This window comes from Methylobacterium oxalidis (assembly GCF_007992195.1).
GTDB classification, from domain to species: Bacteria; Pseudomonadota; Alphaproteobacteria; order Rhizobiales; family Beijerinckiaceae; genus Methylobacterium; species Methylobacterium oxalidis.
Genome location: NZ_BJZU01000100.1, coordinates 1 through 16,877, shown reverse-complemented (window position 1 = coordinate 16,877; position 16,877 = coordinate 1). Strand labels below are relative to the sequence as shown.

The 16,877-nt window shown below is 67.6% G+C and carries 18 protein-coding genes and 1 pseudogene; 8 read left to right on the top strand and 11 right to left on the bottom strand.

Annotated features, from left to right (window positions below):
• Positions 1-320 precede the first annotated feature (320 nt).
• Positions 321-2,033 carry a DEAD/DEAH box helicase gene (locus MOX02_RS21625; protein ID WP_147027869.1) on the bottom strand — a complete coding sequence of 571 codons (1,713 nt, stop codon included), beginning with the start codon at positions 2,031-2,033 and terminating at the stop codon, positions 321-323.
• 279 nt (positions 2,034-2,312) lie between these two features.
• Between MOX02_RS21625 and MOX02_RS21620 the strand changes: the two genes are divergently transcribed.
• Positions 2,313-3,407 (top strand): calcium:cation antiporter, encoded by a 1,095-nt coding sequence (locus MOX02_RS21620; RefSeq protein WP_147027868.1) that lies wholly within the window; start codon positions 2,313-2,315, stop codon positions 3,405-3,407.
• Between the two features lie 5 nt (positions 3,408-3,412).
• Here the strand turns inward: MOX02_RS21620 and MOX02_RS21615 are convergent, their stop codons facing one another.
• Both MOX02_RS21615 and MOX02_RS21610 read right to left on the bottom strand, forming a co-directional pair.
• Positions 3,413-4,132 carry a ferredoxin reductase gene (locus tag MOX02_RS21615; protein WP_147027867.1) on the bottom strand — a complete coding sequence of 240 codons (720 nt, stop codon included), beginning with the start codon at positions 4,130-4,132 and terminating at the stop codon, positions 3,413-3,415.
• The gene (locus tag MOX02_RS21610) at positions 4,125-4,730 is read right to left on the bottom strand and encodes a sulfite oxidase-like oxidoreductase (RefSeq protein ID WP_147027866.1); all 606 of its coding nucleotides are present in this window, start codon (positions 4,728-4,730) and stop codon (positions 4,125-4,127) included. Before MOX02_RS21610 ends, MOX02_RS21615 begins: the two co-directional genes overlap by 8 nt.
• A 360-nt stretch (positions 4,731-5,090) precedes the next feature.
• Here MOX02_RS21610 and MOX02_RS21605 point away from each other — a divergent pair, with 360 nt between their 5' ends.
• From MOX02_RS21605 to MOX02_RS21585, 5 genes are all read left to right on the top strand, one after another.
• Positions 5,091-5,393, top strand: coding sequence for a hypothetical protein (locus tag MOX02_RS21605; RefSeq protein WP_147027865.1), 303 nt, complete (start codon positions 5,091-5,093; stop codon positions 5,391-5,393).
• A gap of 140 nt (positions 5,394-5,533) precedes the next feature.
• Complete coding sequence (locus MOX02_RS21600) at positions 5,534-6,697, top strand: glycosyltransferase family 61 protein (protein WP_147027864.1); 1,164 nt, start codon at positions 5,534-5,536, stop codon at positions 6,695-6,697.
• Between the two features lie 31 nt (positions 6,698-6,728).
• Entirely contained in the window at positions 6,729-7,976 is a 1,248-nt protein-coding gene (locus MOX02_RS21595) for a lytic murein transglycosylase (RefSeq protein WP_373866774.1), read from the top strand.
• Between the two features lie 25 nt (positions 7,977-8,001).
• On the top strand, positions 8,002-8,586 hold the full coding sequence (locus MOX02_RS21590) for an NAD(P)H-dependent oxidoreductase (protein WP_147027862.1): 585 nt from the start codon (positions 8,002-8,004) through the stop codon (positions 8,584-8,586).
• Between the two features lie 83 nt (positions 8,587-8,669).
• Complete coding sequence (locus MOX02_RS21585; RefSeq protein WP_147027861.1) at positions 8,670-9,254, top strand: hemerythrin domain-containing protein; 585 nt, start codon at positions 8,670-8,672, stop codon at positions 9,252-9,254.
• A gap of 498 nt (positions 9,255-9,752) precedes the next feature.
• Here MOX02_RS21585 and MOX02_RS21580 read toward each other — a convergent pair whose 3' ends face one another.
• The 5 genes from MOX02_RS21580 to MOX02_RS21555 form a co-directional block, all read right to left on the bottom strand.
• On the bottom strand, positions 9,753-10,016 hold the full coding sequence (locus MOX02_RS21580) for a hypothetical protein (protein ID WP_147027860.1): 264 nt from the start codon (positions 10,014-10,016) through the stop codon (positions 9,753-9,755).
• Positions 10,017-10,117: 101 nt separating this feature from the next.
• Complete coding sequence (locus MOX02_RS21575; protein WP_147027859.1) at positions 10,118-11,281, bottom strand: sensor histidine kinase; 1,164 nt, start codon at positions 11,279-11,281, stop codon at positions 10,118-10,120.
• A gap of 206 nt (positions 11,282-11,487) precedes the next feature.
• The gene (locus MOX02_RS21570) at positions 11,488-11,736 is read right to left on the bottom strand and encodes a hypothetical protein (protein ID WP_238178675.1); all 249 of its coding nucleotides are present in this window, start codon (positions 11,734-11,736) and stop codon (positions 11,488-11,490) included.
• A 706-nt stretch (positions 11,737-12,442) separates the two neighbouring features.
• Positions 12,443-12,805, bottom strand: a complete 363-nt coding sequence (locus tag MOX02_RS21560; protein WP_238178677.1) for a DUF6481 family protein — start codon at positions 12,803-12,805, stop codon at positions 12,443-12,445.
• 105 nt (positions 12,806-12,910) lie between these two features.
• Positions 12,911-13,120 carry a cold-shock protein gene (locus MOX02_RS21555; RefSeq protein ID WP_109887670.1) on the bottom strand — a complete coding sequence of 70 codons (210 nt, stop codon included), beginning with the start codon at positions 13,118-13,120 and terminating at the stop codon, positions 12,911-12,913.
• A 394-nt stretch (positions 13,121-13,514) separates the two neighbouring features.
• Between MOX02_RS21555 and MOX02_RS21550 the strand changes: the two genes are divergently transcribed.
• Entirely contained in the window at positions 13,515-13,763 is a 249-nt protein-coding gene (locus MOX02_RS21550; protein WP_147027856.1) for a hypothetical protein, read from the top strand.
• A gap of 889 nt (positions 13,764-14,652) precedes the next feature.
• Here MOX02_RS21550 and MOX02_RS31435 read toward each other — a convergent pair.
• The 3 genes from MOX02_RS31435 to pqqA all read right to left on the bottom strand — a co-directional run bounded on the left by MOX02_RS31435 (position 14,653) and on the right by pqqA (position 15,472).
• Positions 14,653-14,880: a hypothetical protein gene (locus MOX02_RS31435; protein WP_170267950.1), complete on the bottom strand. Its 228-nt coding sequence runs from the start codon at positions 14,878-14,880 to the stop codon at positions 14,653-14,655.
• Positions 14,881-14,963: 83 nt separating this feature from the next.
• A complete protein-coding gene (locus MOX02_RS21540; protein WP_147027855.1) occupies positions 14,964-15,197 on the bottom strand; it encodes a DUF6894 family protein in 234 nt (77 codons plus the stop codon).
• 185 nt (positions 15,198-15,382) lie between these two features.
• A complete protein-coding gene (gene pqqA / locus MOX02_RS21535; RefSeq protein ID WP_147027854.1) occupies positions 15,383-15,472 on the bottom strand; it encodes a pyrroloquinoline quinone precursor peptide PqqA in 90 nt (29 codons plus the stop codon).
• A gap of 1,209 nt (positions 15,473-16,681) precedes the next feature.
• Here pqqA and MOX02_RS21530 point away from each other — a divergent pair.
• Positions 16,682-16,877 (top strand): annotated as a pseudogene (locus MOX02_RS21530) (phasin family protein); the annotation flags it as partial.

The window sequence follows — 16,877 nt, the reverse complement described above, 5'->3', positions numbered from 1 at the left end:
ATCGTCTCAGTGACGCAGCTTTTCTTCCGCATGACTACCTATGCGGGAAATCTCGGACGAGGATCTTTGTTCCTCATCTTTTTACGACGCGTTCGGGCGACCAGAGTTGTTGCGTGAGCAACGGGCGTCGGTGGCGCCGCGCGGGCACGCGGAGGCGTGCGGCGGCGCGCTCGACGCCTCCGGCACGCGCGCTCGCGGGCGGCCCCGCACGGAGCGGCCGAGGCCTGAAAATGACGAACGGCCGCGACCCCGACCCGCACATTCGGGGTCAGGACGCGGCCGGTCCGGTACGGAAGCGGCGGCGCGGCGCGCCGGCCTCCTCAGGTCGTGCGGGGCTTCTTGCCGGCCACCCGGGCGTGCTTGCCGGCCCGCGGGCTCTTGAGGCCCTTCGGGCCGCGCCGGTCGGCGGGTGCGGCCTCGCCGCCCAGCGCCTCGACCTGGATCTCCGGGGAGCCGTTGCGCGCGAAGGTCGCGGCGAAGCGGGAGGCCGCGCCGCCTCGGACCTCGAACTTCGTCTCCCGCTCGAAGATGCGGATCGCGCCGATCTCCTGCCGGTCGACGCCGCCGCGGCGGGTGAGCAGCGGCAGCAGGCGGCGCGGGTCGGCGTTGTCGCGCCGACCGAGATTGAGCCGGAACCAGACCGCCGGGCCCATCGCGGCGATGCGCTCCGCGTCCATCGGGTCGAAGCGCGGGTTCGAGGAGCCGCGGCGGCCCGGCACCTCGCCCGGATCCGTCACGTCCTCGGGGGCCGGCAGGCGGGCGCGGTAGACTCGGGCGAGCGCGGCGGCGAGATCCTTCGGGGAGAGCTGCGCCAGGAGCTGGTCGGCGAGAGCCAGATCCTCCTCGACCGGGGCCTCCGTGAAGAACGGGTCCGAGAGCATGCGCTCGCCGTCGAGGCGGCGGATCTCGTCCGCCGTGGGCGGCCCGCTCCATTCCGGCACGATCTTGGCGATGGCGAGCATCTGCTCGGCCCGGCGGCGGCGGGCGTTCGGCACGAGCAGGACGCTGGTGCCCTTGCGGCCGGCGCGGCCGGTCCGGCCGCTGCGGTGCTGAAGCACCTCGGCGTCGTGCGGCAGGTCGGCGTGGATGACGAGGCTGAGCGTCGGCAGGTCGATGCCGCGGGCGGCGACGTCCGTCGCCACGCAGACCCGGGCCCGGCCGTCGCGCAGCGCCTGGAGCGCCGCGTTGCGCTCGCCCTGCCCGAGTTCGCCCGAGAGCGCCACCACCGAGAAGCCGCGCTCCGTCAGCACCGCCTGCAGGTGCCGCACGGCGTTGCGGGTGTTGCAGAAGACGATCGCGGTCGGCGCGTCGGCCTCGCGCAGGACGTTGAGCACCACGTGCTCGATCTCCCGCGGCACCACCCGGACGGCCCGGTAGGTGATGTCCGCGTGGCCCTGCTCCTGGCCCTTCACGGCGATCCGCAGGGCGTCACGCTGGTAACGCTCGGCGAGCGTCGCGATGGCCTTCGGCATCGTGGCCGAGAACAGCAGCGTGCGGCGCTCCGCGGGCGTCGCCGAGAGGATGAACTCGAGGTCGTCCCGGAAGCCGAGGTCGAGCATCTCGTCGGCCTCGTCCAGCACTACGGCGCGGAGCGCCTCGGTGGCGAGGTTGCGCCGCTCGATATGGTCGCGCAGGCGGCCCGGCGTGCCGACGACGATGTGGGCGCCCTCCATCAGGAAGCGGCTCTCCCGACGCGGATCCATGCCGCCGACGCAGGCGACGACGCGCGCGCCGGCCCCGGCGTAGAGCCAGGACAGCTCGCGGTGGACCTGCAGGGCGAGCTCGCGCGTCGGCGCGATCACCAGGGCGAGCGGCGCGGCCGGCGGCGGCAGCGCCTCGGCATCGCCGAGCAGCGTGCCGGCAACGGCGAGCCCGTAGGCCACGGTCTTGCCGGAGCCGGTCTGAGCGGAGACGAGGAGATCGCGGGCCTCGGCCGCGGCCTCCAGGACGGCGGCCTGAACGGGCGTCGGCTCGTGATAGGCGCGCTCGGTGAGCGCCCGCGCGATCGGGGCGGGCAGGGTCGGGAAAGGCAAGGGCGGACTTTCAGGGGCGGCGCTCGTCCGGAGCCCCGCGGTGCGGGGACGGGTGCGGCCGGTCTCGAATCGGTTGCGGAACCCGTGCTTCTACTCCGGGCCGGCGGCCGGCACCACAGCCGGCGCTGCATGGGCCGGTTGCGCCGCACAAGCACGGTTTCGTGATCAGGTGACCGGAAGGCCGCTTTTCTCGGGGCCGCACCTGTCGCCCCCGGGCCTCCGATGGCAGAACGCCCTGCCTCCCGCGCGGACGGGCGGCTCAGGGAAACGGATGGGCCGATGAGCGGAATGCTGCGTTTGGCGGTGGCCTGGGCGACGGTCGGCGCCTTCGCGTGGTTCGGCAAGGACTGGCTCGGCGATCTCGCCTCGCCGCTCTGGGCGACCGGCCTGTTCCTGTGGCTCCTCGCCACGATCGTCTGGTCGGCCTTCGGGGTGGTGCACGAGGCGGAGGAACTGGCCGAGATGCTCGGCGAGCCGCTCGGCACCCTGATCCTGACCCTGTCCATCGTGATCATCGAGGTGGCGCTCGTCTCGGCCGTGATGCTCTCGGCCAAGGACGCGCCGACGCTCGGCCGCGACACCATGTTCGCGGTGCTGATGATCGTACTGAACGGCGTCGTCGGGCTCGGCCTGCTCATCGGCGGCCTGCGCCACCATCAGCAATCCTACAATCTGCAGGGCGCCTCGGCCTTCCTGGCGGTGCTGATCCCGCTCAGCACGATCGCGCTGATCATCCCGAACTTCACCACCTCGACCACCGACGGCACGCTGACCCGCCTGCAGGCGATCACCTTCTCGGTCTTCACGGTGGCTCTCTACATCGTGTTCCTGCTGATCCAGACCGGGCGGCACCGCGACTTCTTCATGGATGCGGCCGGCGAGCCGGGCGAGGCGGAGGAGGCCCGCGAGCGGCCCGGCGCCGGCACGATCCTCACGCACATCGGCCTCCTCCTCGCCAACATCCTGCCGATCGTGCTGCTCTCGAAGAGCCTCGCCGCCATCCTCGACCACGGCATCGCGGCGCTCGGCGCGCCCTCGGCGCTCGGCGGCGTCCTCATCGCGGCGATCGTCTTCACGCCGGAGGCGATCTCCGCCCTCAAGGCGATCGCCCGCAACGAGCTCCAGCGCGCGATCAACCTGTGCCTCGGCGCGGCCACCTCGACGATCGGGCTCACCGTGCCGGCAATCCTGGCGGTGGGGCTCCTCACGGGGCAGACCGTGGTGCTCGGCCTCAAGCCGACCGAGATGACGCTCCTGACCGTGACGCTGATCCTCAGCACCCTCACCTTCTCGGGCCTGCGCACGACGGTGCTGGAGGGCGCGGTGCACCTGATCGTGTTCTTCGTCTACCTCGTGCTGATCTTCAGCCCCTGACCGGCTCAGCCACCGAAGCGCTCCGTCCGGATCACGCCCGGCGGGACGCCGGCGTCGAGCAGGAGGTCGGAAGCCGCCGAGACGAACGGGTTGCTGCCGCAGACGAAGGCGTGGGCCGGCGCCCCCAGCGCGCCGAGCGCGGCGTCGATTCGCGCGCGGTCGATGCGGCGGCCGCCCGGCTCGCGGGTCAGGGCGAGCATCAGCGTGAAGCCGGGCTCGTCGCGGGCGCGGGCCTCGAGCTCCTCGCGGGCGATCATCTCGGACCGGGTGCGCGCCGAGTAGAGAAGGAGCGCCCGCACGTCCGGCGCGGCGGCGTCCCGGTGCCGGAGCATGGCGAGGAGCGGCACGACGCCGGAGCCGCCCCCGACGAGGAGCAGCGGGCCCGCGTCCCGCCCGGTCCAGACGAAGGAGCCGCCGATCGGCCCGCGCAGCTCGATCCGGTCGCCGACCTCGGCGACGCTCGCGAAGAAGCCGGAGACCTCGCCCTCGTCGAGGTGCTCGATCATCAGCTCGATCGTCCCCGACGCGTCCGGGGCCGAGGCGATCGAGTAGCTGCGCTGAGCCTGGTAGCCGTCCGGCGCCGTGAGGCGCACGTCGACGTGCTGCCCCGGCCGGAAGCGTTCCGCGAAGTCGACCCGGAAGCGGAAGCTCCTCACGCGGCCCGTGACCGGCTCGATCGCGGCGATCTCGGCCTCCTGCCAGCGCAGGGCGGCGCGCTCAGTCACCGGTGAAGCGCTGCTCGCGCCACGGGTCGCCGTACATGTGGTAGCCGCGCAGTTCCCAGAAGCCCGCCTCGTCCTTCTTCGTGAAGCGCAGGCCGTTGACCCACTTGGCGCTCTTCCAGAAGTAGAGGTGCGGCACGAGGAGCCGGGCGGGCCCACCGTGATCCGGCGGAATCGGCGCGCCCGCGTAGCGCGTCGCCACCATGGCCCGGCCGCCGCGGAGGTCGGCCACCGGCACGTTCGTGGTGTAGTCGTCGTAGCCTTCCGCCAGGGCGAATTCGGTCGGCGCGGCGACCCCGGCATCCGCCAGGATGTCGTCGACCGTGACGCCCTCCCAGGCGGTGTCGAATTTCGACCACTTGGTGACGCAGTGGATGTCGCCCTGCCAGGTCGTGCGCGGCAGCGCCTCGAACGCCTCCCAGCTCCAGCTCTTCAGGGGCTTGGCGCCGTCCCGCAGGGTGAAGCGCCAGGTGGCGAGATCGATGCGCGGCGTCGGCCCGAGCTGCAGCACGGGGAAGTCCTCGGTGAGGTACTGCCCGGGCGGCAGCCGCTCCCGCGTCGCCTCGGGGGGCCTGCGCCCGGTGAAGCCTCGTGTGGCCATGGCAGCCTCGTCCTCGGATCGACGTCTCCGGCGCGAACGCCCGCGACGCCCTCCGGTTCGAGCCGCAACCGGCCCGAAGGTCAAGCGCGCCGCGGCCGCTTCGCGCGCTTTCGCGCCTCCGACCCTGTGGCTTGCGGGGAGCATCACCGACCGAGGCGCCGGGATGTGCGCTGGCGCCCCTGCGCGCGGATCGACCGGCCGTAGGGTTGGAACAGCCAAGGTTGATCACCCGGGCGCCGTACGTTTCGTGCGGCCGGTTCATCCCGTGCCGAACTATCGCCCCAATAGCGTTGCTGTTCTTCTCAGTCTTCGCGGCCGATCCGGGTCCCCGGGTGTCCGCCCCACAGGAGAGATCGAACCATGTTCAGGCTTCTCACCACGGCGCTTGTGGCCGGTGGCCTCGCCGTCGCCGCGGTGCCGGCCGCCCAGGCCCGGGACGGAATCAGCCCCGGCGGCGCCGCGGCGCTCGGCGTGCTCGGCGGCCTCGCCGTCGGCGGAGCCATCGCGTCCTCGCAGAACGGCTACTATCCGGGCCGCCCCGTCTACCGCGCCCCGCCGCCAGTCTACGTGGAGGACGAGGGTCCGGTCTGCCACTTCGAGCGCCGCCGCTACGTGGACGGCTACGGCGACGTGTTCTTCCGCCGCGTCCGCGTCTGCGAGTGATTTTTCTCGGGCCGTGTTCGGTCCGGAAACCGCCGGAGCACGCCGTGCGCGGCTCCGGCGGTCGCTTCCTGTTGCGCGAGAGGGCATAAAGCGGCCAAGACGGCATTTGCCGCTCGGTTGCATGCAGGGACAGCCACGCTTTGTCGGGCCCGATCGAGGAACTGATCGTCCATCCGCCGGAGGCCGCGCGGATCGCCGCGATCCCCTGCCCCAATTCCTACTACGCCTATCCGCACCTGACCTGCCTCGCGCCGGTCCCCGACGCGATCCGCCCGACCCTCGAGTCGCTCTGGTCCGCCTCGATCCATCCGGGCCGCGACGTCCTCGCCTACCGCCTCACCGACGTCTACGTCGCCGAGGAGGGGCTGGTCTTCGACGGTGCCGGCAAGCTCCTGTCGCCGACGCGGACCTACCACACGGACGATCAGATCCGCCGGGGACACGCGGCCGTCCTGGCCGCCATCTCGGCGGGCTCGGCGCCGGCCCTCGACCGTGGCGTTCTCGCCAAGAGCCGCGGCGCCGACAATTACGGGCACTTCATCGTCGAGATGCTGCCGCGCGCCTGGCTCGCCCGGACGCGGCTCGGCCTCGCCGACTGGCCGGTGCTGATCTTCGACGAGCCGGAGGCGGTCCGGCAGGTCGCGACAGCGGCGCTCCAGGTCGCGGGGATTCCCTCCGAGGCGATCGTGCCGCTCGGGCGCGCCCCGGCCTTCCTGCGCGAGCTCGTCGTGATCGACGGCCTCACCTGGCACAGCCTCTACTTGTCGCCCATCGTCATGCAGTGCCTCGACGCGGTGACCGCCGGGATCGAACCGGGCCCGCAGGCCGACCTCTACGCGACGCGCCGGCCCTCGCGCACCCGCGACTTCGCCGTGGAGCCGGCCATCGCGGCCCGCCTGCGGGCGCGGGGCTTTCGGGAGATCGAGGCGGCCGGCCTTTCCTTCGCGGAGCAGGTCGCGGCCTTCAAGGGCGCGCGGAGCGTCGTCGGCTGCATGGGCGCGGCGCTCACCAACATCGTGTTCTGCCGTCCGGGGACCGAGGTCGTCGTGTTCACGCCCTGCGGCGCGGCGGAGGTGTTCTTCTGGATGATCGCGGAGGCCCGGCGCCTGCGCTACCGCGAGATCCGCTGCGCCGAGATCGGTCCCCAGCTCGGCCCCCTCCCCTGGGACCGGCTGATCGACGTGCCCCCGGCCGCGCTCGACCGGCTGCTCGGCGCGCCGCCCGCCCGCGCCGCCGAGCCGGGATGGGCCGGCCGTGTCAGCCTGCCTGCACTCCGCTCCGTGCTCGCGCGGGTGCGCGGATGAGGCGGGTGCGCGGATGAGGGAGGGCGCGCAGATGAGGTCGGCGTTGCTCGCCCTCGCTCTCGGGCTCACCGCGCTCGGCCCCGCCTCGGCGCAGGCCCCTTCGGCCGGCGCGGAGCCGAATGCGGAAGCGGACGCAGCCGCGCGGTTCGCGACCTGCCTTCGGGATCTCCGCGCGCTCGCCGAGAGCCGCGGGATCGCCCCGGCGCTCGCCGAGGCGCAGCTGTCCCGCCTCGGCCCGGACCCCGCCGTGCTCGCCGCGGCCAACCGCCAGGCCGAGTTCGTGCGGCCCATCTGGGAGTACATCGAGGCCACGGTCACCGACGCGCGCGTCGAGACCGGCCGCGCGAAGCTCGCCGAGTGGGCGCCGACCCTCGACACGATCGAGCGGACCTACGGCGTCGACCGGCACATCCTCGTGGCGATCTGGGGCGTGGAATCGACCTACGGAGCGGTGCTCGAGGATCCGGGCATCGTCAGGCCGGTCATCCGCTCGCTCGCGACGCTGGCCTGCGGCGACGCGAAGCGGGGCGGCTATTGGCGCGACGAGCTCGTGGCGGCCCTCGGAATCCTGGCGAAGGGCGACGTGAGCCCGGAGCGCATGACCGGCTCCTGGGCCGGCGCGATGAGCCACACGCAGTTCATGCCGATGACCTTCCGCGACCACGCCGTGGATTTCGACGGGGACGGCCGGCGCGACATCTGGGGATCGATCCCCGACGCGCTGGCTTCCACGGCGAGCTACCTGCGCAGTTCGGGCTGGCGACCGGGCGAGGGCTGGGGCTTCGAGGTGTCCCTGCCGGACGGATTCGATTACCGCCTCGCGGACGAGACCACGGAGCGGCCGCTCTCGGAGTGGCTGGAGCGTGGCCTGAAGCCGGCGGACGGGCGGCCCGTCGGCGACCCGGAGGCGCGCGCGGCGTTGGCGCTGCCGGCGGGCGCCGGCGGCCCCGCCTTCCTGCTGCGGCCGAACTTTCGGGTCATCCTGCGCTACAACACCGCCCTGTCCTACGCCCTCACGGTCGCCCACCTCTCGGACAGGCTGCGGGGCCGGGGCGGCTTCGCGCGCGACTGGCCGCGGGACAAGCGCCCGCTCAGCCCGGACGAGATCCGCGACCTGCAGACCAAGCTCGCTGCGCGCGGGCACGAGGCGGGCGGCGTCGATGGCAAGATGGGCCCGAAGACCCGCGCGGCGATCCGGGCCTTCCAGGACGCCGCCGGCCTCAGGCCGGACGGCTTCGCCGACGCGGACCTGCTCGCCCGCCTCGCGGGCGATCCCTGAGGCGCAAGGCCCCGGGAGGCGCCGCATGAACGTCCTGCTCATCTACTGCCACCCGCGGACGGACAGCTTCTGCGCGGCCCTGCGCGAGGCCGCGATCCGTACCCTGGAGAGCCGGGGTCACGCGGTGGAGGTGCGCGACCTCTACGCCGAGGGCTTCGAGCCCGCCCTGTCGGAGGAGGAGCGCGGCCGCTACTACGAGGAAGGCGCCGATCGCGGCGCCCTCGCCTCCCACATCGCCGCCCTGCGCCGGGCGGAGGCCCTCGTCCTCGTGTATCCGACCTGGTGGTTCGGCCTGCCGGCCATGCTGAAGGGCTGGATCGACCGCGTCTGGCTGCCCGGCGTCGCCTTCCACCTCGCCGGCCCGGGCGACCTGCAGCCGCGCCTGACCGACATCCGCCGCATCGCTGTCGTCACGACCTACGGCTCGCCGCGCTGGCTCCTCTGGCTGATCGGCTGGCCGGACTGGCGTGTGTTCCGCCACGGCATCCGTCCGCTCTGCGCCCCCCGCTGCCGGCTCGACTGGATCGCGCTGACGGGCATGGATTCCTGCTCGCCGGAGCGCCGCCGCCGCTTCCTCGCGACGGTTGGCGCCCGGCTCTCGCGGTTCTGAAGGCGGCGCTCCCCCGACAGGCCGCGCGGTGGAACGCCTCGTTCCGGCCGCCGTTACGAGATCCCATTGCGAGGAGTACGAGTATGGATCTCTGGCAGTTGATCGCGCGGGACCACGAGAAGATCGCGCAGCTCATCCGGGACATTCCCTACGCCCTGAACGGCTCCGGCGTCATCCGCAGCCGCGAGCGCCTTCTCGGTGATCTGATGGACGAGCTCGAGGCGCACGCGGTCGCGCTGGAGGCCGCCCTCTACGCGCCGCTCCGGACCCGCGAGAAGACCGCCGGGCTGGTCGACGCGCTGCGCGGCGAGCACCGCACCTTCATGAAGCGGCTCGGCGCGCTGATGCGTTTCCGGCTGACGGGGACGGCCGGCTGGCTCGACGGATTCGAGGACGCGACCTTCCTCGTCGACCAGCACCTGCATCGCCACACCCACGAATTGCTGCCGCAGGCGCGCGCCCTCCTCTCCTCCGACGAGATCGAGGCGGCGCGGCACGCCTTCGTCCGCGCGAAGCTCAAGGCCCTGCGCGCGCAGCGCCGCGGCGCCTTCACGAAGCTCGGCTCGGGCGAGTGGATGCTGACCGCGACGGTGGGCGCGGCCGCGGCGGGCCTCGCCTATCTCGCGTGGCAGCGGGGCCTCCTGAGAGGCACCCCGGCGCGGAACTGATCGAAGGCGACCGGAACGGCGAGCGCGCGGCGTCTTCGCGTCCCGCGCGCCGCAACCGGCATCCGTCTCAGGAAAATGGTGCCCAGGGGCGGAATCGGCCCTTTGGTCCATAAGCCATTGATATCATTGAGCCCGTTTGGTCGCCGAACCACGGATTGTGTACCGTTTTTGTGACCCGATGTCGACCAGCCCGTGGGGGTGTGCCCGCCTACTTGAGAGAGGAGGGCTTGGCAGCGTCGTGCGGTCGCTCAGTGCTTCTCCTTCACGGGCTGCTGCTGCACGCAACCGAAGGGCGCTTTCACGCTGCAACCGAAGTTTGGTCCATCGTCGAAATGCGGATGGCCGGCTTTGCTCCCATGGGCGCCATCTAGCCAGCCCAGAGATCACCACCGAAGCGGCCATTGCAGTATCCGCGGGCGGTGAGGAGGCAGGCAGCGCGACCATGGCTCAGAACCCTTGACCCGTCCCCAACTGAGCCCAGCGCTTCGCGGCGGGGTCTCAGCGCTCGCCGCGCGCGACCGACGGCCGGCCCCAAACCGTGATGCTGCGCACCGCCTGTCCGTCCCAATCGACAGAGCAGCCGATATCAGCCATCGCATCCTCGAACAGCGCCTGCCAGTTCTGATCGTATCCGCCGCCCGGCAGCCGGTTCCGGATCGCCGCATGAGCGCGCGTGGCCGTATCCTCGTCGGGAGGCAGGCCGACTCTCAGCCAATAGGCATCGAGGGCAGCGGCTGCGCGCTTACCGATGGCAGGGTCCATGAGCATGCTCCTCGCATGAAAATAGGTGCTGACCTTGGATCGCGAAGACCACTCACGCTTTCCGCACGCGGATCCGTGAGGCCTGAATGGGGGTGCCCCCTCTAACCTTCCGCCCCCTCTCGTGGCAGGTCTGGGAACGAGATGGTGACGGTCACGCCAGCTTCACTGCGGATATCGATGTCGCCCTCGATCTGCTGCACCAGCGAGCGCACTAGACCGTAGCCCAGCGAGCCCTCGCGCACGCCCGCCATGCCGACCCCGTTGTCCTGGATCACCAGCTCAATTCGGCCTGGCCGGGGCCGGCGGACCTGCGCCAGGATCGTGCCGGAGCGGGGTGATGGGAACGCGTATTTCACGGCGTTGGTGACCAGCTCGGTCAGCGCCAAACCCAATGGAATGGCCTGATCGGCGCTGACAAAGATCCCGTCTTCGGCTTTGGCGTCCAAGCGGATGCGCTCGTCGCTTGGAGTGATTGCCTCCAGCGCAGCGCAGAGGTCGGCAACGTAGCTGCCGACATCAACCTGCTGCACGCTCTCGGATTTGCTCAGCAGGTCGTGCGCCTGCGCCATCGCATTGAGCCGCTCCTGAGTCTCGGCAAAAAGCGCCTGCACCGCCGGGTCGGCATGGCGCCGCCCCTGCAGGCTCAAGAGCGCCGCAGCGATCGAGAGAGTGTTCTTGGCCCGGTGATTGACCTCGACCAGCAGCATCTCGCGCTCCGCCGCCAACTTCGTCAGCCGCTCGTTTGCCGTCTCCAACTCGCGGGTCCGTGCTGCCACGCGCTGCTCCAGCTCTGCCGTCAGAGCCTGCAAGTTCTCCTCGGCCTCGAAGCGGCGGGTGATGTCGAGGTAGGAGAGAAAGTGGTTGGTGACGGTGCCCTGGCCGTCGTCGAGTGGACTGGCAAACAGCATCGCACGGAAGGTGGTGCCGTCATTGCGGTACTGCAGGAGCTCCAGGTTCGTGTCGCGGCCCGCGCGGATTGCGGCCTCGTACTGCTGGATCGCCAACGGATCGGTCTCCCGACCGTTCATGAAGTGCGGATCCTGCCCGAGTAACTCCTCGAGAGGGTAGCCAGAGAGGCTGATAAAGGCCTGATTGGCAAAGATGACCGGATTGCCCGGAAGGGTGGCGTCCGTGACCAGCATCGGCATGCGGGTCAGACGCACCGCGTCGACAAAGATCCCGCCGTGCTGGCGGATCGCCTCGACATGCCGTTCTGCCAACGTCCGCTCTGGGGTGCCAGCCAAGTCGTGCTGAAATTCATTCATGCCACACCCTCGGACAAGACTAGTATCCTGCCTACTTTCCTGAACGGCCGACGGTGGCGAAGCCGTTCTGGTGCTCGTCAGCTGCTTCGTGAGCGTGCGGCAACCCTCTAGGCCGCCGGCTGGCTCCCGCATGCTTGGGACTGAAGGGCAGGACATGGCCTCCGTGCTGTGATGCGGCGGAGTACGCTGCTGGACAACACGAACAGCTAGGCCCCGTCCTCCCCCGGATTGCGACGGCAAACACCACGAGTATGCCTCTCGATCTCTGCCAGTGCGGCATCGAGGGCGGCGTGCGGGCCCAGCCTGATCCCCACCATAGTGGTCAGTGCATGCCCCTCCGGATGGATGGTGAACGCGTTCGGAGCGGTCTGCCTGATGCACCCCATTGAGCGGCCGAGCAGATCGATCAACTCCCATTCCATCTCATTGGCAGTGGGATTTACGCTCAGATCCACGACATCTCCTCGGCGTTACGCAAGTTTATGCCCGCTGATCGGGAGCAGTTTTGCACTTGGTTGTGGCTGCGCAAAGGGCTCGGCTTTGCCGCAGCGGGGATCGTCCGGTAGCAGAGCCATCTGCTCGCCGTATGCTTCGGGCTTCAGCGGTTCACAGACTTTGGAAACGTGGCCGGTTCAGCCGACCCTGCAGGCCAAGCCAGAGCTTGCGCTGGCCCCGCGCATCCGTAGCTGGGCTCGAAACCTCAACCTCCGAGGCTTAGAGCCCGCGGACAGGGTATATCACGCCGGCGCCCGATCGCGGTGCGGATCTAGGCCGCATCATGGACTAAAGCGGGCACCGCGGCCTGCGAGCCGCCGTGAGCTGTACCCGCCGCGCGATCGCCTTGAAGGATCACTGGGGTAGCGGATTCTCCAGGACAGCCCGCCGCAGCAAGCACCTTTGGCCTGGCTCCACTCTGGTCAGGAGGCGAGGGTGAGCTCGCCTTCCAGCACGGCGCGCTCGCCTGCCGCCGATCTCACTCGGTACGCTGGCTCGCCCGAACGCTCCTCCGGCATGAGCCGAACGACTTCGAAGATGCTGCTGGCAGCACTCCCATTATCGACGGAGCCGGACTGCCGGGCCTGCCGAACCCGCTGACCAACCTTGAACTTGTGAGACATCTGCAATCCTCCTGGTTGAGCTACGTCGCGGTGCGCGGCCACTCTACCACCGCGCTCTGGCCTTGCGGGCGGCAAAACGTGCATCACGCGCGGCCTTCTGCTCGGCCGCCAGCGCGGCTAGACGCTCCACCTTCTCGGCAGCCTGCCGGGCAGCTTCGGCCGCCTCACGCTCCCGCGCAGCAAGGGCCTCCGCCTCGTGCTGAGCCGTGGCTGCGAGACGAGCCATCTCCCGCTCGTTGACCCGAACCTCTCGGGCCTGGATGACCGCGCGTCGCGCCGACTGGCGTGCGAGGACAATCGGGTCAGCGGCGGACGGGCGTGCTCGAAACCGGGCTACCGCAGCCTGCCGCGCTTTGGCAGCGGCCTCAAGACGATCAACGAGCTGGCTGGCTTTGAATTGGCCCACGTACATTCCTTATGCGCATCGCGGCTGAGCGCTGATGGCGAGAGAAAAGAAAAGGTCGCTCCGACTGGAGCGGCTTCCATGATGTTAAACGGTAAGGAGGAGACCTCACGCGGCCTTCAGGTTGCCGGCCGCCTGCTTCCCCGACCGACGATCCGTCTCCATCTCGTACGAGACCTTCTGGCCTTCATCGAGGGTCTGCATGCCGGCGCGCTCGACGGCCGAGATGTGGACGAACACGTCCTTGCTTCCGTCCTCAGGCTGGATGAAGCCAAAACCCTTGGTTCCGTTGAACCACTTCACAGTGCCGATGCTCATAGGTATGTCCGTATCTTCCTAGGCAATAAGATGTGCCAAGCGCATGCAGACACGCGCTCGGTCGCTCGTCGTCGAAATAGGGGAGAAATGCAGATCACGCGCCCAAGCTGGCGGCGCAGCCGGATATCTGGCCGAAGTTCGATACCTGTTATCTATGCGATCAAGGGAACAATTACAACCGTGCGAAGGCGATCTTAGAAAAAAGAAAAGTTCCTGGCTGACGGATGTCATGGAACGATGTCATTTCTCTGGATTTCTCTTTTAGAAGCCACAAAGCTGAGAGCCTTCAATACGCGGCTCACTTCTTTGAGGCTCCCCGCACCTATCTTTGTGAGGCGAGAAAATAACTATGCAACGATCGATGAAATTCGGCCGCAAGCTCCCGATGCCTTCAATGGTCCAGATCAAGCATGACCTTAGAAAGATGGCTGCAACGGATGCGCTGGTGGCGGCAGTGCGCGAGCAGAACTTCACACCAGAAGAGCTGTCTCAACTTAGAGCGGAGCTTACTGAGCAGTATGGAATTCCGACAGATCAGGCGCAGTTGCTGGCTGATCGCATCGGAACAAAGCAGAGAGCGGCAGCAATAGCACCCTCAGGAGCCTCCGAGCGCATCGAGTCGATCGCATCCGGGGCGGGCTGACATACCCAGGCATCAGCTACGACGCAGGCAATTTTATTCATGCGGCCGAAATCGTGCTTTGAAGGTCCTGCCCTTCTTCACGCGCATCAACGAGTTAACTTCACGCGCATCAACGAGTTAACAGCTGCCTTCGGAGCCGTATTTCGAGCTCGTCCGGGCTCCAATATTATAAGATATCATGCGCCCACAAGCTCGCGTGATTGCATGCACAACCGCGATCTGCTCTACAAGCAGTCCATCGCCGGGGTTGTTCCTCCGGGCGACCATCATCGCCGTGCCAGAGGGCCTCAGAAGCCCTCGACCTGACGAAGGTACGTCTTGGGCGTCGAGGTGTAGCGATGGTTTCCAGAACAGACAACAAGCTCCCCGGGATACTCGTTGTAGAAGACGAGCTCCTGGTCCGGATGATCGCCACCGACATTCTGGCGGATGCAGGCTTTCGGCCGTTCGAGGCACATGATGCCCAGGAGGCCATGACCTTGCTGGAGGCCCAAGCCGACGTGCGGGTGCTGTTCACCGATTGAAGCATGCCCGGCGACATCGACGGGCTTCGGCTTGCTCGTCTGGTTCACGAGCGCTGGCCTGCCATCGCCATCATCCTCACCTCTGGTAAGATGTGCCCGGACCCGGGCGACCTGCCGGTGGGCGCGCGCTTTGTCTCCAAGCCGTACCGGCCATCGATGTTGATTCGTGAGATTGAGAGCCTGCTCGGGCAAGATGCCGATGCTGTTCAGGCGGCGCCCACGCTCCCGGCTGGGATCGTCATGCACAACCCGGCTAGCAGAGCGATCGGAAGCGAGAATCTGGCAGTCAGTGCTCCAGCCCCCGTTCCGAAGATAGTGCCGGCGCTCCCACATGCCGGTGAGTGTTTTATCGGAGAACTCAAGGACTACTCGCGCTCGATCAGGCTCCGGAGAACCGATCGATGCGCGTGGGCAATCGTGATCGTCCGCTCGATCTCTAGCAGCAGCCGTCTCGCAAGGAGGAGGATCTCCTCATCCGCGCCCTGCTCGGCCAGTTGGGCGACAAGCGCGGCCTGTTGCTTCCGGCGGCGTTCGGCTTCCCTCACGTCTCGGTCGGCAGCATCGAGCAGGGCGCGATCCAATTTCTCGGGCACGTCGGCATTCCCCGAGTGGCGATGTCACTCTCAACGCTGAGCGCGTGGGACAGGTGCTTGCCGTTGTCCTCGCTCTCGGCGGATCAGCAGAGCCCTGCCTGGTTGATCGAGGCCGAGTAGACGGGGTCGCCAGCCTCGTTGGTCACCAGCACCACGATCGAGCGCCGACTGCCATCCTGGGGGATCTTGTCCCGGGCGACATTCGGCAGTTGGTGTTGAGCCGCTTTGCGGACCTCGCCGAGATGAGAGCATTCCGTGCCTATGTCGTCCCGCGTCACAGCGCGATCAACGTGGAGGTCGAAGAAGTAGCGCGCCACCAGGCTCTCCGTAGAAGCAATCCGGAGCGCGTGGCCTGACAGGCGCGAAGGGTCAACGATTGTCTACTTCCATACGATTTGGGTGACGAATGATTCCGCACTCGATCGTGGTTGAAACGAGAAAAGCCGCCCTGAGGCGGCTCCCACGTATCAGATTGGCGAAGGGTAAACGACCCAGTGGAGGCTTAGTGGAAGGTGTCGATCTCAGCCGACTCGTAGCTGGTGACTTCCATGCCGACACAAACTTCCTGAACGACGGGAACAGACCAGGCCATGATATTTCTCCTTAATCGATCTTCCTGAGAAGATCATAAGAAATTCAGGCGGCGACACCGCCCTTATCACTTTAATATGGGCCACTCAGGCAATAAATCAACCGCGCGTTTTGCGGAATCCATCGCAGGATTATCGTGTTATTCGCACCTATGCTTAACTGTATGGCTCTAAGATAGATTGTTCCGATCCTTCTCCGGAACAGAATTGCCTGTCACCGGTACGATGTTCAGGCGGGCCGAATAGCCGCCAAGATCATCGCAAACGGCCCCGTGATGAGACCCAGAAACCCGAGACGCCTTTGCGAACTGATGCTTGTGACTGGCGGCCAGCCGAACTTCTGTGAAGGGCAAGGTGCTCTGGCTATTGCAGCCGTCGCTCAGGGCTGAGGGATGGACAGCGCTCTAAGAGCAGCGAGAGGAGCCTCTGCGTTGAACTGCCATTGGGTACAGGAGCGGGTGGTGGAAGTCTTCCCCTTCGACTTGCCTAATGCCCTCTGGGCGGCCTGCTCGTCGGGCAGTCCGGGATGTGAACTAACATCCTGACGGCTCTAATAGCTGAGACGGTTTCCGGGGCTCTGTCGGCCTCCGAAGCCTCTACTTCAAGTTCGGCGAGAGCTTCTAGAAAATGTTCTCGACCTGCTGCGTCTCTTGGGAGGCGGGCCTCTGCCATAAGCAGGACCAATCGGCCCATGAGCGGACATCCATCAACTGGCATCGGTTCGCTCATCATCCCGCTCCCTCGTGTTCCAGAGCCGTAGCCTCCAATCCCGTGTTCGTCGCTCACACAGGTCAACGAAACCGGGGCATTTGGGCCCACGCACGGGCTATGGTGGCTGAACTGAACCGCGCGAGGCCGCGACGCCACAGGGCGGTCGCTGGCACACGCAGACGGCAATCCGGGCACTTGCGCGTCTCTGAGAGGCAGTGCGGATCACGGCTTGGTTCGGGCCATCCTTACCCTGTTTTCTCAAGCTGCTCTCGCATTGTGCAACGCAATCAGAAGCTTACGCTCCAGGCGTGGCGCTCAAGAACCCTATGAAGAATTAAGTCGAAGAAAAATACATTTCCCGGACTTGAAAGCACATCGAATGGCACTACTTAGGTGCAGTGCGGAATTATCAGGTATTTGCTTCGCCGCCTCAAATCAATGTGCTTATTATCTCATTTATAAGCGCCCTGAATCCATAACCTGCAGAGAAGGAAGCCAAGATGGCGTTCAATCAGAATTCCAACCAGAGCAAGCAGTCCGATCAGAGCGGCAAGGCTGCCGACACGGCCAAGGCGACCATCGACAGGACCGCCGAGCAGGGCAAGCAGTTCGCGGATGCTGCTCGCGACGGCGCGAACAAGATGGTCGATCTCAGCGAGCGGGCCACCGAGAACACCAAGCAGATCGTGCAGCGGA